We start from the raw sequence: 18,187 nt of genomic DNA on the forward strand, positions 1-18,187 counted from the left end.
ATTTTTTAATACTTATTTCCTTATTTTTTTTTGAAAATTATTTTTCTTTCCATTACCTTTATATACCAACACTTGCATATACAAGAGTATAATTGCATATGCAAGAGAGGTATATTATGGAAAAGAATGAAAACATTGAAATGATAACAGGAGACCCTAAAAAGGCAATAAACAAATTATCACTGCCAATTATAGCAAGCATGTTCCTGATATTTGCAAACAACATCATCGACAGCATTTGGGTAGCGGGACTTGGTGCAGAACCGTTAGCTGCACTTGGATATATCACACCATTATTCATGATAATGGTAGGATTTGGAAACGGTCTTGGAGCCGGTGGTAACTCACTTATTTCAAGATACATCGGAGCTGAAGACAAGCATTCGGCAAACAATGCCGCAATACACAATCTGATTTTAAGTGTAGTTGTGTCAATTATCATTACAATAATTTTCATAGCCTTTCTTAAGCCATTGCTGATTTCAATGGGGGCAGCATCTGTCATAGACTATGCAATGGAATATGGACTGATCATCTTCGCATGGACATTTGGACTTCTGATGCCGCCGATTGTCGGAGGAGCATTCAGGGCAGAAGGAGATATCAAAAGGGCAACAGTTCCAATAGCATTAGCTGCTATAATAAACATGATTCTGGACCCTATTTTCATCTACACATTCAATATGGGAATTGCAGGAGCGGCATGGGCCACAGCCCTTGGACCATTCATAAGCCTGCTTATGATGTTTTACTGGATATTCGTCAAAAAGGACACATACCTCTCATACAACAGGAAAGACTTCCACAATGACCTTAACATGTATAAGGACATATTGGTTGTAGGTATCCCGGCAAGTCTGGAGCAGCTGGTGCTGTCAGTTTTAACAATATTTGTCAACTACATGCTTACAATCGTATCCGGCCCTGTAGCGGTAGCCGTCTATACCGCAGGATGGAGAATAGTCAACATCGGAATGCTTCCGGCAATAGGTGTTGGAACAGCGGCAATATCCGTGGCAGGAGTGGCATTCGGATCCAGAAAATATGAAAACTTGAGGGTGACTGCAAGATATGCCGTTAAAGTGGCTTTAATAGCTTCAATAATAGTGTGCATTATCCTATATGTATTCTCAAATCAGATTGCATTTATCTTCTCATATTCAGAAAACAGTGCAGATTTGGCGCCTAGAATAGCAAGCTTCCTCCAGATAATGTGCCTGTTCATCCTATATGTTCCATTCGGAGCAAGTGCAGGTAACGTTTTCCAGGGAGTCGGCAAGGGAACAATATCCTTTTTCCTGACAACATTCAGGGAATTCATATTGGTGCTGATATTCGCATATATTCTGGGTTTCACATTCAATATGGGAGAAACAGGAATATATTACGGAATGCTTCTTGGAGGAGGAATAGGGTCCCTAATCTGTTATGCATGCATTGAGCTGTATATAAACAAACTGATAAGGAGTAGAGACAATGCCGTTTGATAAGGACATGCCCACTGCCCCATTCATATCCATAATCTACCGGGAGCATGCAAAATACATCAATGAAATCGTGAAGGAAGACGACCTGAGTTTTGGCCTTCATCCGCTATTAATCAAGATTTACAGAAACAGGGGCATAAGCCAGGAGGAACTGGCTGAAGCATTCCATCTAAACGAAAGCACAATTACCAGAAACCTCAAAAAGCTGGAGGATAAGGGATTCATCAAAAGGATTAAAGATAAAAGGAAAAAAATAATCGAGGCAACATCAAAAGGCGAAAAGACCGCCTTAAAAATAATGGACTATGATGAGAAATGGGATGAACAGCTCAATTTAACAGAAGAGGAATATAACGATTTTTTAAAAATACTTAAAAAGATTAGTGAGGAATTGACATGAACGAAACTATCGAAAACCTAAAGACAAGAAGAAGCATCAGAAAATTCAAGGACGAGCAAATCACTGACGAGGAACTGAAAACAATTCTTGAAGCGGGAACATACGCCCCAACAGGAAGAGGACTGCAGTCACCAAAAATTGTTGTAATACAAAATCCTGAAACAATCAAGGAATTGTCAGCGTGGAACAGAAGTTTCTTTCCTGTAGACGTCCCGGATGACATGGACCCGTTCTACGGTGCAAAAACATTGCTGATTGTTTTGGCTGACGGTGAAATTCCAACATGGAAAGAGGACGGTTCAAGCGTATTGGCAGTGCTTGTAAATGCTGCACATGCAGTAGGTGTCGGATCATGCTGGATTCACAGGGCATATGATGAATTCCAAAGCGAAAAGGGAAAAGAGCTTCTAAAAGAATGGGGAATTCCTGAAAGCTATGAAGGAATCGGTCATGTCGTTTTAGGATATCCTGACATGGAAGCGCCGGAGCCTTTGCCTAGAAAAGAAGATTATATCTGTTTTGTTGATTAAATCTTTGATTTTTTTATTTTTTAGAGTTGATGTAATGTTTTTTGAAATCATAACTTTTCAATAACTCATTACAATCATCTTCAAATAATTCGATATAATATTCATCAAATGTTTGTTTAGGTAAAATTTGATAGGTTTCCTGCAAAATCCTATTCCAAATACAATTAATTTCGGATTTTGTGTAAATTCCTAACTCAAAAGCAAAAGCCAACATTAATGAAGCAGTGAGAATAGGAATTTCATATCTATCACAAATTTCAAATACATCGCTTAGATTATTGCTTGCAACAATCCCCTCATTTTCAATAGCAAATGCTAAAACTGCAGATTCACCTCGTCCAATAGGGCGCCCATCTGTCCAATATCCTTCTGAAATGCATTTATTTTTAACATATTCCCCTGAAGCAAATTCAACCTCCCTAACTTCAACAAAATTTTCAGAAATTAAATCTTTCAAATTATTTTTAACATTAACAGGAGCGTTATTCACATTCAACTCCACAAAAACTGCTTCAGGTATGATGACCTTTGAAAACATATTCTTTAAAAATTCAATTTCATCAATTTCTAAAAAACATATTAAAGCATCTGAATCGTGAAAAATTAACTTATTCTTCATTAGAATCCCTTAAAGTCTTATAAAGTAAGTCCTGTCTGAAAAGGTCATTTAGAATATCTCTTCTAACTCCACCAGTCAATTTTTTTTCAGTGAATAGCTTTTCTGTAAGTGGAATCATATGCCCAATGGAATAGTGTGAACTATCATTAATCGTTGGTTCATATAATGAAGTACCATAACCTAAACTGGCAGATTTTTCAATGATTTTAAATGAAAATTCAGCAAATTGATTTCCATCGATTAATCCCTCTTTATGCAAACGGCCGATAAATTGTCTGTGGTCTAACTGAAAATACTGTTCGCATTTAACAATATCAGCAATAGTCCACTCATTTATATTATTAGATTCGATGAAATCCTCCAATGCTAACGGACTCAACAAAAAAGTAGATGCAAAATTATCAGCCCTTATTTCAACATCTTCATTGAAATCCTCAGAACAAATGAAAAAATTTTCATCATCATCAAGCAGATGATATAATTCATGGGCTAGGGTAAAATTTTGGCGCCCCCTTGAATGAGAAGAATTAAGTAGGATAATAGAGTCAATGCCCTCTTTAAAACAACATCCACTTACATTCATTTTCATAGGAAACCAGGAAATAGTTAAATTAGGAATTTTAATTTGTAAAAGATTAAAAACATTAATAGGACAATATTCATCAAGACCCCATTTCCTTTTTAAATTCGAACTTGGTTTCGGCATTTCAATTTCATGATAATCATCATTGAATTTTCTTAATATGCTTAAATCCTTGGCAAGTATATTAATTCTTGAAATAACATTTAAGTCCATATTTTTACCTGATTTAAATGCAATTTCTCTTTTTTCATAACTATCCTCTTTTCCTAAAAGATATTCTGGAGTACAATTGTATAATGAGAGTATTTTTTCAGATAACGTCCAATTTAATTTTCGTTTATTGTTTTCAATTTTTGAAAGGTTGCTTTGATCTATTTCAAGATATTCAGCAATTTGTCTTTGTGAATATCCATTTTCTTCTCTTAATTTCTTTAATATAGCGCCAACTGTAGTCATGAACAATCACCTTTTCAATTGTATATACCATTTGTCATCAAATACATATAATATTTTCCTATTTTTAAGGTCAAAAATTGATATATAGAAAAAAAATTATAAGATTATTAGTTAAAATAATTTAAAAATATGGAATTTAAATGTAAAAGTTTAAAAAATTATTTTTAACCAATAAAATGAAAAATAATATAAAAAATACATTAAAAAATAAAAAATAACTATATACAATTAATATTACAAAAAAGAAAATTAGAGATGAGTTAACACCCATCTACATTTTTTCAGGTGCTGAAACACCTAAAATATCTAAAGCGTTTTTAATGGTTGTCTTTGCTCTGTCAACCAAAATAAGTCTGGTATCCTCATCATCAGATCCGATGACCTGTTCTGATTTGTAGAACTTGTTGAATGAACCGGCCAGGTCCTGACAGTATTGGGCAATACCATGAACTCTCTTTTTGTTTGCACTCTCTTCCACAACCTGTGGGAATTTTGCGATTTGCCTTATTAAATCCTGTTCAGCATCGTCAGGCACCCATTCGTCATCGACTTTTAAGGAGCTGACATCCTTACCTGATTTCGCAAGCAGCTTGCATGCCCTTGCGTGAGCGTATTGGATTGAAGCGCATCCCCTCTCAAAGCTTAATGCCTCATCCCATTTGAATATTATAGGCTTTTCAGGAGACAGCTTGGCAATGAAGAATCTAATAGCTCCAATACCGATCTCTTCAGCCATAGGTGCAATTTCCTCATCTGTCAAGTCAGGGTTCCTTGACTTTATCTCATTGGTTGCCCTCAGGACCGCTTCGTCAATCAGCTCATCCACTGATACGAACTTGCCCTTACGGGTTGACATTGAACCTTCAGGAAGTGAGATGAACTCATAAAAGATCACTTCAGGCGGGGTTTGCCTGAATATTTCCTCAAATATCACTCTGATTTGTTCAGCGGCCAACTTGTGGTCTGAGCCTAAGATGTCGAGCACTGTATCGCCTAAGGTGGCCTTGTATTTGTGATAAGCCAAATCCCTTGTGGAATATAGTGAAGTGCCGTTTGAACGTCTCAGGACGAATTCCTTTTCGATGTTGAAGTCTGTCAGGTCAATGTACAAGACATCATTTTCGCGGGTGAAGCCTTCCCTTTGAATGTAGTGGACAAGCTCATCGACTTCGCCGCTTCTTACAAACTGTCCTTCCCATACGAAATCATCATGAATTATATTCATTCTTTGAAGTGACTCCTTCATTCCAGAGATGCAGGTTGAAACTACTTGCTCGAATATTGCATTTAATTCATCGTCGGAACCTTCCTCATATTTTTGAATCAGCTCATCTACCTTAGCCTGTAATTTTTCATCCTCTTCGACTGCCTTGTTGGCATCAAAGTATAGCTTTCCAACTTTGTGGTCAACCTTTTCCCCTTCATAGTCTTCAATCTTTAATCCGCACTCGGTTATGCCACAGACAATGATTGCAATCTGTCTTCCCATGTCATTAACATAATACTGGGTTGTGACATCCCTTCCTGCCAATCTTAAAAGTCTTGCAAGGGAATCTCCAAAAATGGAGTTTCTGATGTGTCCGATATGCAACGGTCCGTTCGGATTTGCTGAAGTGTGTTCCAAAACGATTTTCTCATCATATGCCGGAAGCTGGCCGTAACTGTCATCGACCTTTTCTAAAAGCATTCTTGAGAACACATCATAATCTATGAAGAAATTTACGTAAGGACCAAAGTTCTGCACTTTGGAGAATATTTCAGGAACTTCAATCTTTTCAACCAAACCTGCAGCAACTTCAGGAGGTGAAGTCCTCAGCTTTTTAGTAAGCTCGAATGCAATGGTACTTGCAAGGTCCCCCAATTTCGGATTTGGAGGAAAGCTCAATTTAAAATTCCTGTCAACTTCCACATCATACTGATCCAATGCCTTGTTGATGGCATCAATAGCTTGTTTTTCAATTTCAAAATACATTAACTCACCTAATAATAATTATAAACCTCTTAACCAGAGGGAAAGATATCCGATTTTTGGAATTACGACCAGATTATCTCCAAATGTAACAACCTTCTCTTTGATTTGATCCGCTTTAACATAATAAGGGTCAGGACGTTCATTATTGTCCCCCTTAATGACATACATCGTAGTTCCGTTAATATCCGTAATATTGATAACCCTATGAATTACCGGCTGCTCATACCATGCCGCATCATAAACGACAACGTCTCCAACTTCAACGCTGTTAGGGTCAAATTCATGAATGCCGAAGAAATCTGCCTTTTCAATAAGGACAATATCTCCCCTGTAGAATGCCGGTTCCATACTTCCTGAAACAACAACATTCAAGTGTTGGGCGGCAATTAAAACAATTATAAGAATTATTGCATATGATAGAATTTCTTTGTAATCAATTTCCATTTATATTACCTTCTTCTTTTCTTAAATGCGGCTTCAAGTGCCAATTCAATGGCATCGGAAGTCTTCTGCAAATCCTCCATACTATGAGCGCTTGAAATAAAGTTGCACTCAAACTGTGAAGGCGGTATGAAAACACCTTCTTTCAACAGGGTTTTAAAGTATCTGAGGAACTGTCTCCTGTCGGATTCCTGAGCATCGGCATAATTGCTGACCGGTGCAGGATTGAAATAAATCTGAAACATTGAAGCAAGACCGACAGGCTGGATGTTATACCCCTGCTCATCAATGATGGAGGCGATATTTCCCCTAAGGAAGTTTCCTTTTCTTTCAAGCTCCTTATAGAATGCATCATCCAGTTGTGCCATTGTGGAAAGTCCTGCCTGAACTGAAATCGGATTTCCGGAAAATGTTCCTGCCTGATAGACCGGACCCTGCGGAGCGATCATTTCCATAATCTCTTTTTTACCGCAGAATGCACCCATTGGAAGGCCTCCACCGACGATTTTACCAAGAGTGGTCAAATCAGGAGTGACACCATAATACTGCTGTGCCCCACCACGGGATGCTCTGAAACCGGTGATTACCTCATCAAATATTAAAATGATATTGTTTTCTTCTGTAATTTTTCTTATAAACTCTAAAAATCCAGGTTTAGGTTCAATACAGCCGACATTGCCCATGACCACTTCCATAATGATACATGCAATGTTCTCGCCTTCCTTTTCAATCAAATCTGTCAGGGCTTCCTCATCATTGAACGGGACTGACAAGGTGTTTTTGGTGGTGTCTTCAGGTATTCCCGGAGAGTCAGGCAATGTTGCGGCTCCGGAACCGCCCTTGACCAGCACGTAATCATGTGCCCCATGGTATGCGCCTTCAAACTTGACTATCTTGTCCCTGCCGGTAAATCCTCTTGCAAGCCTTATTGCACTCATTGTGGCTTCTGTACCGCTGTTACAGAACCTTACCATCTCAGCGGACGGAATTCTGTCTATGACCTCTTTTGCCAGTTTGATCTCGTTTTCTGTCGGTGCCCCATAAGCGGTACCTATGGTCAGCTGGTTGGAAACTTCCCTTACAACCTTAGGATTGGCATGGCCCAATATCAAAGGCCCATAAGCCAGACAATAGTCAATGTAAGTTTGACCATCCTCATCTGTAAGTTTGGATCCTCCAGCGCTTTTAACGAAAAACGGATAAGGCTTGAAAGCTCTGACAGGAGAGTTTACCCCTCCAGGGAAATATTTTTTTGATTCATTGAACAATTCTTCTGAATACATGTTATCACGCTATAAATGTTGTATTAATGAGTTTACGCATGCCACTGCAATCGGTGTTCCGCCCTTCGGTCCTTCGACAATGATATTCGGAATATCTGAATTGTGCAGAGCCTCTTTTGAATCAGCCGCACCTACAAAACCGACTGGAACTCCTACAATGGCCTTAAGATTCATTTCGCCTTTGGCATATAAATCCATCGCTTCAAAAACAGCAGTCGGAGCGTTACCTGAAACGACGATTCCTTCAAAATCATTTTGAGCCGCATACCTCATGGCAGCCGCCGCTCTTGTAATCTGGTTTTCCTTTGCGATTTTGACTACTTCCTCGTTTTTGATGTAACACTCAACTTCCCCTTCGTATCTTGTGATACCGTATCTGACCATGTTTATGTCTGTTAGAATGGTCTCCTTATTTTTTAGGGAAGCCATAGCTGCATCTACAAAATCGGGACTGATTTTCACCAATTTTGCATACTCGGGGTCTGCGGTTGAGTGAACGATTCTCTCAACGATGTCTCTTTCTATAGGTTGTAAATCTTTGACATCTTCACCAATAAGGCCACGGATAATTTCACGACTTTTGTTTGCAATATCCAAACCTTGCTTAGTTGATGCACCCATGAACATTTTGTCTGTCATAATGTAAGATTTGTATTAAATATATGTTAAATATTTTGTTGTCTTAAAAAATATCTTTCAATTAATTTAAAATTCAACATATATTCCATGTGATAAAAATCAGAGTTTAAAAGAAATATTATTTATATTCACCGGCTGACAATCCTGCCAAATACCCCGTTGAAAAGGCGATTTTCAGATTATACCCTCCGGTCGGACCATGCAAGTCCAAGACTTCACCTGCAAAATAAAGTCCCGGAATCAAGGTTGACTCCATCGTTTTTGAATTGACATTGCCGAGATCAACACCGCCAATTGTCACCTTGGCCAAATCCCCATTAAAACCGGTTATTTCAAAAGTGAACCTTTTCAAGTTTTCAATCAGCTTATTCTTAGATTTTTTATTGACTCTGGACAGCTGCAGTTCACCTTCAAGGCCACATCTCTTCAAATAATACTCAATGAAGCTGTTGGTCAAAAACTGCTTGAGATAGTTCTTCAGATAGGTCTTGCCCTTTGCCTGGAAGTCGTCTGTAAACCTGTCAAACAGTTCCTCACGTGAAATGTCAGGACACAAGTCAACAGCAATTTCCAAATCAACATCAGGTTCTCCAGATAATAAGTTATAACTTATACCTTCAGAGATTTCATTGCTCAGGTTGATTATGCCGGGACCGGTCAGGCCCACATGTGAAACCAATACATTTCCCCTAACCCTAGTTTTCTTATAACTTATAACGACATCTCCAAGTGTCACACCGGCAATTGATGACAAATCTTCACGAGTAACCAAAGGAGAGAGACCGTATTTGATGTCTGTTATCGGCTGTGATGTCAAATAATAATTTTCAGGACTGCAGCCGGTCTGCGGATATGTCACACCGCCTGTGGCTATGATGATTCTGTCGGCCCTGATGCAATCGTTGATTACAAAGTCATCCGTAATCTTTTTGACTTCAAAGTTATAACTTATAACCACATCCTCCAACTTATCAATTAGACCCTTCAAGACATCAGCTGCCCTTTCGGTTTCGGGAAAGACCCTATCGTCATCTTCGGTGATAAAGTCAAAATCAAACAGTGAAAACAGGTCATCATTGGTAAATGAGTAAAATGAGTGCTTTAAAAAGTTTTTATTGTTAAAAAAAGTTAATAGCTGTTTTATTGGCTTGTCGTTGGTAATGTTGCATCTTCCACCGCCTGTCATCAGCAGCTTGCGGCCTAAAGACGGATTCTTTTCAAGCAAAATTACACGTGAAGTCCTGCTTGCGGCAATTGCTGCCATGATTCCTGCAGGACCTCCGCCAATAATAGCTATATCGTATTCTTTCATGCTTAAGGAGTTAATCTGTGTCTGTCTCTTGGGAAGAGTACACATTCACGAATGTTTTCAGATCCGGTAAGCACCATGGTCAACCTGTCGGCACCTACACCCCATCCTGCATGAGGAGGCATACCGTATTCGAAGGCTTTAAGGTAGCTTCCAAATCCGGCTGGATTTAAGCCACGTTCTTCGATTTGTTTAACCAAAAGATCATATTGGTGTACACGGGTAGCACCGGAGGATAACTCCAAGTTGTTGTACATTAAATCGAATGCGTGAGAGTACTGCTCTTCGCCTTCAACAGGCATTACATAGAACGGTTTGATAGCTGAAGGCCATCTGGTTAAGAAGTAGAATCCTCCCATTGCATCACCTAAAACTTTTTCAGCTTCACGGGATAAGTCTTCTCCCCATTCCATTGCAACGTCTCTTGAATTTACGATGTCAACAGCTTCATCATAGGTTACATGAGGGAAATCGCCTTTAGGAACTTCCAATTCATGGCCTAACACTTCCAATTCGTCAGCGCAGTTTTCATTAATGTCTGTTATAACGTTGACGAGCATGTCATTCAATATTTTCATTACGTCCTCATCGTCTGCAAATGAAGCTTCAGCATCTATGGAGACAGCTTCGTTCAGGTGTCTTAAGGTATCGTGCTCTTCTGCCCTGAAAATCTGGCCGATTTCAAATACCTTATCCATTCCGGCAGCCATCATCATCTGTTTGTACAGTTGTGGGGACTGGCCTAAGAAAGCCTCTTTTTCAAAGTAGGTAATCGGGAATAATTCTGTTCCTCCTTCAGTAGCTGATGCCACCAGTTTAGGAGTGTTGATTTCATAAAATCCATTATCATAGAAGTAATCTCTGATGGTATGGAACATTTGTCCTTTGATTTTGAAAATTGCAGAAACGTTTTCTTTCCTGATATCCAGGAATCTTGAATCAAGTCTTGTGTCTATTCCTGCTTTTACTTTTTCTGTTGGATCCATTGGTAAAGGCTGGTTAGCCAAGTTCAATAATTTAACTTCTTTTGGAATGATTTCAACACCGTTTGGTGCTTTTCCAGCTTCCTGAGCTAAACCTTTAATCGCTACAACGGATTCCTTTCTTAATTCTCTTAACTCTTCCATTATCTTTTCGTCTACTTTTTTGCTTGGAGCTGTTACCTGAACTCTGCCGGTGACATCACGAATGATGACAAACATGATTCCACCAAAATCACGGATTTCGTGCACCCAACCCATGATTGTGATGTCTTCTCCTGCTATTTCAGGATTGCATTCATTGGCATAGTTTGTTCTTCTCCAATCGTTTAATAAACCTTGCAAATTATTCACCTCGGTTGTAAAAATAAAAATAATGATAAAATTTTCATTATAATTTTAATATTATATTTAATGTTTAATAAAAGTATGCAAAAAAATTAAAAAAAAGAAAAAGATGGCGGAATTAAAGCGCCGCTTTCAGTGCGTTATCAGGTTCCGCATTGCCTGTCAATGCATCAACGGTAATTGTTCCCAATGGTGCATTGTTATTTTGTGCATCGACAATATAGAAAACGAAAGTGTCTCCGATTGCTTCACATTTGTCGATCTGAAGTTCAGGGCGATTCATCAATGACTGTTCAACTATCTGTTTACAGTCGCTTTCAGACAATTTTTGTGGCTCCGGACTGCTGGAAGATGAGCTGCCGGATGATGAACTGCTGCCTGATGATGAACCGGATGAAGTGTCCGGACTTGCAACGGTATCTCCGCCAGCAGCACTACCTGAATCGGATGATTGGGAACTTTCTGAAACCACATCAGTGGTTAGGACATCGTCATCATCATTATCAGCGCTGGACTGGTCATCGTCGGATGTGTCAACAGGCTCATTCAATACTTCATTCAAATCATCTGTATCATTAATTTCGGACAGATCCTCTGTATCGGTCAGTACATCTGTATCGGATGAGTCTTCGGATGTGTCTTCAGTTGTAACATCGGATGAGTCATCTGCAACTTCAGGCTCTTCAAGTTGAACGTTATAATTGTCAACGATTATTGCAGTGTTCTCCTGTAAAGCATTTATATTGAATATGTTGGTGTCAACTTTTGCAACAAGCAACATGATCAGGTTGAAATCCTGTTTAGGTTTCATAGGCTGTTTTGCAAAAGGAATTCCGACCGGTTTTTGGCTTTTGTGGTTATTGCTGAAAATAACATTGTTTGCAATATCGGATGTGAGTTTTCCGTCTTCAGAACCTATTGCAATTCCCTCATTACCATTGGTAACAAGAATATTGATAGTTTTACCTTTTTTAAAAGCAACGGATTGAGGAGGCTGATTATCAACAGGAATGATTTTTGACTTTTTAGTGTTCTTTAAAAAATCAATCATGGAATTGTTATTCTTGAATGTGTTGATTTTTATTCCGTGATTTGAGTCCTTATAAACCCCGTCACCTACTTTAACAAATTCAGAATCGGCAGGTACAAGAACCTTGATGCCATCAAAAACCTCCTGTTTCATGGAAGTGTCGGTATTCATTACCGTAGCACCAACAATACCTGCTGAAATTACTCCAATTACAATGATTAGAAATAATACATGCGAGTCAATTTTCATTAATTATCACCAAAAATACAAATTGTGTATAAAAGTATGTTTTTTATAATATAAAAATTATAATATTAATAAAATGATAACAACAGGGTGCAACGGAAAATGGTGAAATGTAAAAATTGCGGAGAGGAGATAGAAAACAAGAATTTCTGCCCAAAATGCGGAACAAAAAACGAAACCAGAGTATGCCCATCATGCAATAACAAATTGCAGGAAGATGACATTTTTTGTCCGGAATGCGGTGAAAAAATAATGGATGATGAAGAAGTGAAAGAAGAATCATCCGAACAAGATGAAAAAGCAGAAGAGGAAGCTGAAGAAAAACAGGAAGAACCAGAAGACACAGAAGAAGAACCAGAAGAAAAAGAGGACGAAGCAGAAAATACAGAAGAAATAATATGTCCTCATTGCAATACAAAGATTAATGAGGCTGATGCAGAATACTGTTTAGAATGCGGAAAGCCAATCAATATCGACAGCCAGTCCATAGCCGGAATTAATGAAACCATCCAACTTAAAAGATTGATCATCCTATCAATAGTCTCAATTATTTTTTCAATAATCCTTTCATTGCTGTTTTCATTCATACTTGGAATGATAGGACAAAACATTGACCTTTACCCTATCGGATTTTTCATAAGCCTGTTTATCGTGATTGCAATCTTCGGATCATTTAAGGATTTGCTTAACGGCGGTCTTTTAGGCATCATCACAGGACTTGTAGTTGGACTTTTATGCAATCTGATTGTTGAGATGTCTGCAGGATTTGCATTCTCCTATCAAATGTTTTCCGGATATGAGGCAATAGTCTTCACCATATTCGGAGCGATAGTTGGTGTGCTTTCAACAAAATACTTTAGAAAAAGTGTTTCAAATCATTTAGATGTTGAAAAATTGTTTTAAATAGCTTTTACAGCTATTTATACTTTTTTTATTAAAAAAAATAATTTTTGAAGCTTAATGTCTTAAGCTCCAATTTAGTTCTATTCATCCCTTAATCTTGTTTTAAAGGAATTTGCATGTGCAAAGAATCCTTCATATTCAGCGATAGGAACTGAAGTCTTGGACAGCTCCGCAAGGCCCTCTTTAGTGAGTCTTTGAACTGTCGGTTTTTTAATGAATGCCTCTGTTGACAGCCCTGAATACATCTTTGCTCCTCCGCCGGTCGGAAGGACATGGTTTGTTCCGGATCCGTAATCCCCGGCTGCAACAGGAGAATACTGTCCCAGGAATATGGAGCCTGCATTGTTGATGTGTGATAATGTTTCATCATCATCCCTTGTGGATATGATTAAATGTTCAGGAGCGTATTCGTTTGTAACGTAAATCGCTTCTGCAAATGTGTTTGTGATAATGATTTTTCCACTTTTGGATAATGATTCCTCGATTATTTCACGTCTAGGTGCAACTTCGGTCATTTCCTTTACGAATTCATCGGTTTTGAGAGCCAATTCCTCTGAGTCGGTCACCAAAAAGCAGGATGCATTAGGGTCATGTTCCGCCTGTGCCAAAATGTCAGTTGCCAAAAATTCCGGATTTGCAGTTTCATCAGCCAGGATAAGAACTTCAGAAGGTCCTGCCGGAAACTCAATATCTACTTGACCATAGACAAGTTTCTTTGCTGCAGTAACGAATATATTTCCAGGACCTACAATCTTTTCTACACGAGGCACTGATTCGGTTCCATATGCAAGGGCCGCAATGGCCTGTGCCCCTCCGACCTTGTAAATCTCATCTGCACCTGCAATATCTGCAGCCACTAAAATCGCATCTAAAATCTTGCCGTCCTTTTGAGGCGGAGTCACGCAGACTACCTTTTGAACTCCGGCGATTTTTGCAGGAATTACAGTCATCAATATTGATGAGGGATAGGCTGCCCTTCCACCTGGTATGTAGCATCCGGCTGAGTTGATTGGCCTTACAATCTGGCCTGCAACTATGCCTGGATTGACTTCCATTTCCCATTCGGATGGAATTTGCTTTTTATGAAATCTTTCGATATTATCTGCAGCATTTTTTAAGGCGGCCAATAATTCATCATCCAATGTTTCATATGCCTCTTCAATTTCATCTTTGGATACTTTCAAATTTTCTATTAGGACACCATCAAATTTTTCGGTATATTCGCGAACTGCCTTGTCTTTTTCTATTCGGACATTTTCCAAAATCTCAGATACTGTTCCCAAAACATTATTGACATCCTGTTCTGACCTTTTAATTGTATCTTCCAAATCAATTTCAGAGTATTTTAATATTTCCATGATTACACTACCTTAAAATAGCACCGGTGTCTGCTGAGTGAACAAGCTTTTGATATATTGCCAGCCATCCTGAAACATCGCTTTCAGGGTGCTTAACTTCTTTTAACCTTGCTTCGATTTCTTCATCGGACAACTCGACACTGATGGACCTGTTCTCAATGTCTATTTCTATGATGTCACCATTTTGGATTGCAGCAATAGGTCCGTCTTCCCTTGCCTCAGGAGATACATGTCCGATACATGGCCCTCTGGTTCCTCCTGAAAATCTTCCGTCGGTTATCAGTCCGACATCCTTGATATTCATTCCTGCAAGGGCTGATGTTGGATTCAGCATTTCACGCATTCCAGGTCCGCCTTTAGGTCCTTCATATCTGATTACAACAATATCCCCCTCTTCGATTTCGTGGTCAAATATTGCCTTTGTAACATCCTCTTCTGAATCATATACCTTTGCAGGCCCTTTAAGATGCATTAGGTTATCGGCGACTGCGCCTTTCTTAACTACACTGCCGTTAGGTGCAAGGTTACCTTTAAGGATTGCTATTCCACCATCCTTATGCACAGGATTGTCCAGAGTATGAATAACATCGGTGTTTTTGTTTTCAACATTCTCCAGGTTCTCAGCAATAGTCTTTCCTGTTACGGTCAGCTGATCGGTGTCAATCTTATCTCCCAATGTTTTAAGAACTGCCTGGATACCGCCGGCCAGGTGCAGATCCATCATTGAATCTTCGCCTGCAGGAGAAATGAGTGCAATGTGGGGAACGTTTCTTGATATTTCATCGAACAATTCCAAATCCACATCAATGCCGTCGACTTCACTGGCGATTGCAGGTATGTGAAGTGCTGTATTGGAAGATCCTCCCAATGCCATGTCAACCGCAATGGCGTTGTTGAAGGCCTCCTGAGTCAAAATGTCTGAAGGTTTGATATCATCTTCAACAAGCTTGATAATCTGCTTACCGGATTCAAATGCAATCTGGTTGTTCTCTTCGGTTCTTGCATGGGTTGTAGCGCAGGTTGGAAGGGAAAGGCCGAATGTTTCTGTAATGCATGCCATTGTATTTGCTGTAAATAGTCCTGAACAGCTTCCGGCTCCAGGGCATGCACATTTTTCAAGTTCGATTACCTCCTCTTCAGACATTTTGCCTGCAGAATATGCGCCTACTGCCTCAAATACTGTAATCAAATCAGCAGGTTTGCCATTATACTCACCTGATGCCATTGGCCCGCCGGTAACAACGATTGAAGGAACATTCACTCTAGCAGCTCCCATTATCATGCCGGGAACTACCTTGTCACAGCTTGGAATCAGTACCAGCCCATCGAAAGCATGCCCTTTTGTCATACTTTCAACAGTCGCTGCGATAATCTCTCTTGAAGGCAGGGAATATTTCATTCCTTCATGGTTCATGCTGATTCCGTCACAGACCGCCATGGTATCGAATTCGAATGGGATACCGCCGGCAGCCACAATACCCTCTTTTACAAACTCAACAAGTTCTCTTAAGTGAATATGACCAGGAACAATGTCTGTAAAACTATTTGCTATACCGATAAACGGTTTTTTAAAGTCTTCATCATCAAGTCCACAAGCTCTTAGTAATGATCTGTGTGGGGCTCTTTGAATTCCTTTTTTTACACTATCACTTTTCATTTAATCACACATATAATTTAATCAATAATATATATCTCATTAATAACTTTTAAAATATTGGAATTGTGCGAAAATGTTGAATATGATTTATTAAATGTAGATAAACAAAATTGTTTTTCAAAAATTGTGTGGATGAATTAATATATTGAAAAATAAGTATCATTAAATGACAGTTTTTAAGAATAAATGTTAAATTCTTATTGGTAAATTTCATTAAATTGATATTAAATTTTTGCTAAAAAATAAAAAATTATGGGAAAATTGATTTCCCATAACAAGCTTAAAGTTTTCTTCTTAAAGTCACGCCAACCATTGCGAGTAATGACAAGACAACCATCACAATAGGATTACCGGTAGGATGCATTGTGGCTGGAGGAGTAACAGGAGTATCCGGAACTTTTTCAACCTTGATAGTAGCACTATCATTGTTGTTGTTCGGATTGCTGTCCTTTTCGTTACAGGTTACACTAGCGAAATTGGTAATAGTTCCTACTTCAGCAGTTACATTACAGTAAATTTCGATAGTTGCGCTTTCACCTTTAGCCAATGTACCAATGTCCCATTTTCCAGTTGAAGGATCATAATCTCCTTTGGAAGCTACAAATCTGATGAATTTGACGCCTGATGGTAAAACATCAGTCATAACAACACCAGTTGCAGTGCTTGGACCATAATTCTTAACAATGATAGTCCAATGCATTTTATCTCCTTTGTGATATACTTGTTTGTCAGAATACTTTTTAAGGCTTAAATCAACTATTGCAATTGCTTCAGTAGTGTCTTTAGCCTTGTTATTAGTGTAGTCAGTCTCTTTGGTTGTAGTTGTTACTGAAACCGGGTTAGTGAATATTCCTTCACGAACAATTTTGGTTGTAAGTTTAAGTATTGCACTTTCACCGCTTTCCAATGAGCCAACTGTCCATTCAAGAGTGTTCATGTTGAATGAACCTTGAGTCACTTTAGCATCCAGAACTTTTAAACCTTTAGGTAATTGATCTGTAACTCTAACATTCTTAGCTGTAGACGGACCGTTGTTTTCGACTTTAATTGTCCAGATTACGTTTTCATCAACGTAAACTTTATCGAAGTTGACAACTTTAGTGATTTCAACATCACAAATCGGTTTTACAACGGTATTGTTGCTTGCCTTATTATTTGTGTAATTGGTTTCATTGATAGTTGTGTTTACAACAACAACGTTTGTAAATGAACCTTCTTTTACAGCTTGAGTAACTAAAACAAGGAATACAGAAGTGTTATTTTCAACATCACCAATACTCCAAATTCCAGTATTCTTATTGAAAGCACCCACAGATGGTGTTGCATTAATTACCTTTAATCCTGCTGGTAAATTATCTTTAACAACAACATTAGGGGCGGTAGAAGGACCATGATTTACAACTATTATTCTCCATTCAACAAATTCATTGACATATACAACTTTCTTATCAACAATTTTAAGAATTTCTAAATCACAAATCGGTTTAACATCAATAGTGCAGTTAACAGTTTTGTTAGTACCGTCAGGTCCGATTACAGTAGCATTGTTTGTTAAATTACCAAGAACATTAGCCCTTGCTTTAACAGTAATTATAGCAGGAACGTCAGCTTTAATATTGGTAATTTTCCAAGTAACCACTTGACCGGTTCCATCAACGGAGGCTCTTTGAACAATATCAGCACCAGTGATGCTGACAGTATCAATATACTCTAAACCTTCAGGTAAGCTGTCCACAACAGTTAAGGTTTCAATGTATGTCACATTACCGACATTATTAATGGTAATGTTATACAAGACGTACTCATAAATGAATGGAGTAGTGTTATTAACTGTTTTGTTAATGTCCGGAATGTCGAAAACAACAACTGTTGCATTATCGTAGTTGTTTGCGTAATTCCACTCATGCTCAGTACAGTTAACATTCGCATGGTTTGTAAATGTACCG

16 protein-coding genes are annotated in these 18,187 nt (G+C 38.5%); 4 read left to right on the forward strand and 12 right to left on the reverse strand.

What is annotated here, in order from left to right:
* Positions 1-116 precede the first annotated feature (116 nt).
* From ACJMML_RS08615 to ACJMML_RS08625, 3 genes are read left to right on the forward strand one after another with little or no spacing between them, the layout of a single operon-like run.
* Positions 117-1,487: an MATE family efflux transporter gene (locus ACJMML_RS08615; RefSeq protein WP_405306911.1), complete on the forward strand. Its 1,371-nt coding sequence runs from the start codon at positions 117-119 to the stop codon at positions 1,485-1,487.
* The gene (locus tag ACJMML_RS08620) at positions 1,477-1,887 is read left to right on the forward strand and encodes a MarR family winged helix-turn-helix transcriptional regulator (RefSeq protein ID WP_405306912.1); all 411 of its coding nucleotides are present in this window, start codon (positions 1,477-1,479) and stop codon (positions 1,885-1,887) included. Before ACJMML_RS08615 ends, ACJMML_RS08620 begins: the two co-directional genes overlap by 11 nt.
* A complete protein-coding gene (locus tag ACJMML_RS08625) occupies positions 1,884-2,417 on the forward strand; it encodes a nitroreductase (RefSeq protein ID WP_405306913.1) in 534 nt (177 codons plus the stop codon). Before ACJMML_RS08620 ends, ACJMML_RS08625 begins: the two co-directional genes overlap by 4 nt.
* 13 nt (positions 2,418-2,430) lie before the next feature.
* Here ACJMML_RS08625 and ACJMML_RS08630 read toward each other — a convergent pair whose 3' ends face one another.
* The 9 genes from ACJMML_RS08630 to ACJMML_RS08670 all read right to left on the reverse strand — a co-directional run bounded on the left by ACJMML_RS08630 (position 2,431) and on the right by ACJMML_RS08670 (position 12,326).
* Positions 2,431-3,036, reverse strand: coding sequence for a hypothetical protein (locus ACJMML_RS08630; RefSeq protein WP_405306914.1), 606 nt, complete (start codon positions 3,034-3,036; stop codon positions 2,431-2,433).
* On the reverse strand, positions 3,026-4,075 hold the full coding sequence (locus ACJMML_RS08635) for a helix-turn-helix domain-containing protein (protein ID WP_405306915.1): 1,050 nt from the start codon (positions 4,073-4,075) through the stop codon (positions 3,026-3,028). Before ACJMML_RS08635 ends, ACJMML_RS08630 begins: the two co-directional genes overlap by 11 nt.
* A gap of 271 nt (positions 4,076-4,346) precedes the next feature.
* Positions 4,347-6,047, reverse strand: a complete 1,701-nt coding sequence (gene argS, locus ACJMML_RS08640; protein ID WP_405306916.1) for an arginine--tRNA ligase — start codon at positions 6,045-6,047, stop codon at positions 4,347-4,349.
* Between the two features lie 18 nt (positions 6,048-6,065).
* Positions 6,066-6,491: a signal peptidase I gene (locus ACJMML_RS08645; protein ID WP_405306917.1), complete on the reverse strand. Its 426-nt coding sequence runs from the start codon at positions 6,489-6,491 to the stop codon at positions 6,066-6,068.
* Between the two features lie 5 nt (positions 6,492-6,496).
* Positions 6,497-7,771, reverse strand: a complete 1,275-nt coding sequence (hemL, locus tag ACJMML_RS08650; protein WP_405306918.1) for a glutamate-1-semialdehyde 2,1-aminomutase — start codon at positions 7,769-7,771, stop codon at positions 6,497-6,499.
* A gap of 9 nt (positions 7,772-7,780) precedes the next feature.
* Complete coding sequence (locus ACJMML_RS08655) at positions 7,781-8,410, reverse strand: cobalt-precorrin-8 methylmutase (RefSeq protein WP_303739258.1); 630 nt, start codon at positions 8,408-8,410, stop codon at positions 7,781-7,783.
* 118 nt (positions 8,411-8,528) lie between these two features.
* A complete protein-coding gene (locus ACJMML_RS08660) occupies positions 8,529-9,722 on the reverse strand; it encodes an NAD(P)/FAD-dependent oxidoreductase (RefSeq protein ID WP_405306919.1) in 1,194 nt (397 codons plus the stop codon).
* 2 nt (positions 9,723-9,724) lie between these two features.
* Complete coding sequence (aspS, locus tag ACJMML_RS08665) at positions 9,725-11,044, reverse strand: aspartate--tRNA(Asn) ligase (protein ID WP_405306920.1); 1,320 nt, start codon at positions 11,042-11,044, stop codon at positions 9,725-9,727.
* A gap of 121 nt (positions 11,045-11,165) precedes the next feature.
* Positions 11,166-12,326: a hypothetical protein gene (locus tag ACJMML_RS08670; RefSeq protein WP_405306921.1), complete on the reverse strand. Its 1,161-nt coding sequence runs from the start codon at positions 12,324-12,326 to the stop codon at positions 11,166-11,168.
* Positions 12,327-12,425: 99 nt separating this feature from the next.
* Between ACJMML_RS08670 and ACJMML_RS08675 the strand changes: the two genes are divergently transcribed.
* A complete protein-coding gene (locus ACJMML_RS08675) occupies positions 12,426-13,226 on the forward strand; it encodes a zinc-ribbon domain-containing protein (protein ID WP_405306922.1) in 801 nt (266 codons plus the stop codon).
* Between the two features lie 80 nt (positions 13,227-13,306).
* Here ACJMML_RS08675 and hisD read toward each other — a convergent pair whose 3' ends face one another.
* The 3 genes from hisD to ACJMML_RS08690 form a co-directional block, all read right to left on the reverse strand.
* Positions 13,307-14,584 (reverse strand): histidinol dehydrogenase, encoded by a 1,278-nt coding sequence (gene hisD, locus ACJMML_RS08680; RefSeq protein ID WP_405306923.1) that lies wholly within the window; start codon positions 14,582-14,584, stop codon positions 13,307-13,309.
* A 7-nt stretch (positions 14,585-14,591) separates the two neighbouring features.
* Entirely contained in the window at positions 14,592-16,241 is a 1,650-nt protein-coding gene (gene ilvD / locus ACJMML_RS08685) for a dihydroxy-acid dehydratase (protein WP_405306924.1), read from the reverse strand.
* A gap of 280 nt (positions 16,242-16,521) precedes the next feature.
* Positions 16,522-18,187 (reverse strand): hypothetical protein (locus ACJMML_RS08690; RefSeq protein ID WP_405306925.1); only part of this gene is annotated, 1,666 nt, incomplete at its 5' end.

Origin of the sequence: Methanobrevibacter sp., assembly GCF_045130115.1 — an archaeon.
In the GTDB taxonomy this organism is placed as follows: Archaea; Methanobacteriota; Methanobacteria; order Methanobacteriales; family Methanobacteriaceae; genus Methanocatella.

Coding starts and splice junctions, on each gene's coding strand:
- ACJMML_RS08630 (WP_405306914.1), bottom strand. CDS start 3,036: ATGAAGAATAAGTTAATTTTTCACGATTCAGATGCTTTAATATGTTTT.
- ACJMML_RS08635 (WP_405306915.1), bottom strand. CDS start 4,075: ATGACTACAGTTGGCGCTATATTAAAGAAATTAAGAGAAGAAAATGGA.
- ACJMML_RS08655 (WP_303739258.1), bottom strand. CDS start 8,410: ATGACAGACAAAATGTTCATGGGTGCATCAACTAAGCAAGGTTTGGAT.
- ACJMML_RS08645 (WP_405306917.1), bottom strand. CDS start 6,491: ATGGAAATTGATTACAAAGAAATTCTATCATATGCAATAATTCTTATA.
- ilvD (WP_405306924.1), bottom strand. CDS start 16,241: ATGAAAAGTGATAGTGTAAAAAAAGGAATTCAAAGAGCCCCACACAGA.
- ACJMML_RS08670 (WP_405306921.1), bottom strand. CDS start 12,326: ATGAAAATTGACTCGCATGTATTATTTCTAATCATTGTAATTGGAGTA.
- ACJMML_RS08660 (WP_405306919.1), bottom strand. CDS start 9,722: ATGAAAGAATACGATATAGCTATTATTGGCGGAGGTCCTGCAGGAATC.
- ACJMML_RS08620 (WP_405306912.1), top strand. CDS start 1,477: ATGCCGTTTGATAAGGACATGCCCACTGCCCCATTCATATCCATAATC.
- argS (WP_405306916.1), bottom strand. CDS start 6,047: ATGTATTTTGAAATTGAAAAACAAGCTATTGATGCCATCAACAAGGCA.
- hisD (WP_405306923.1), bottom strand. CDS start 14,584: ATGGAAATATTAAAATACTCTGAAATTGATTTGGAAGATACAATTAAA.
- ACJMML_RS08675 (WP_405306922.1), top strand. CDS start 12,426: ATGGTGAAATGTAAAAATTGCGGAGAGGAGATAGAAAACAAGAATTTC.
- ACJMML_RS08615 (WP_405306911.1), top strand. CDS start 117: ATGGAAAAGAATGAAAACATTGAAATGATAACAGGAGACCCTAAAAAG.
- hemL (WP_405306918.1), bottom strand. CDS start 7,771: ATGTATTCAGAAGAATTGTTCAATGAATCAAAAAAATATTTCCCTGGA.
- ACJMML_RS08625 (WP_405306913.1), top strand. CDS start 1,884: ATGAACGAAACTATCGAAAACCTAAAGACAAGAAGAAGCATCAGAAAA.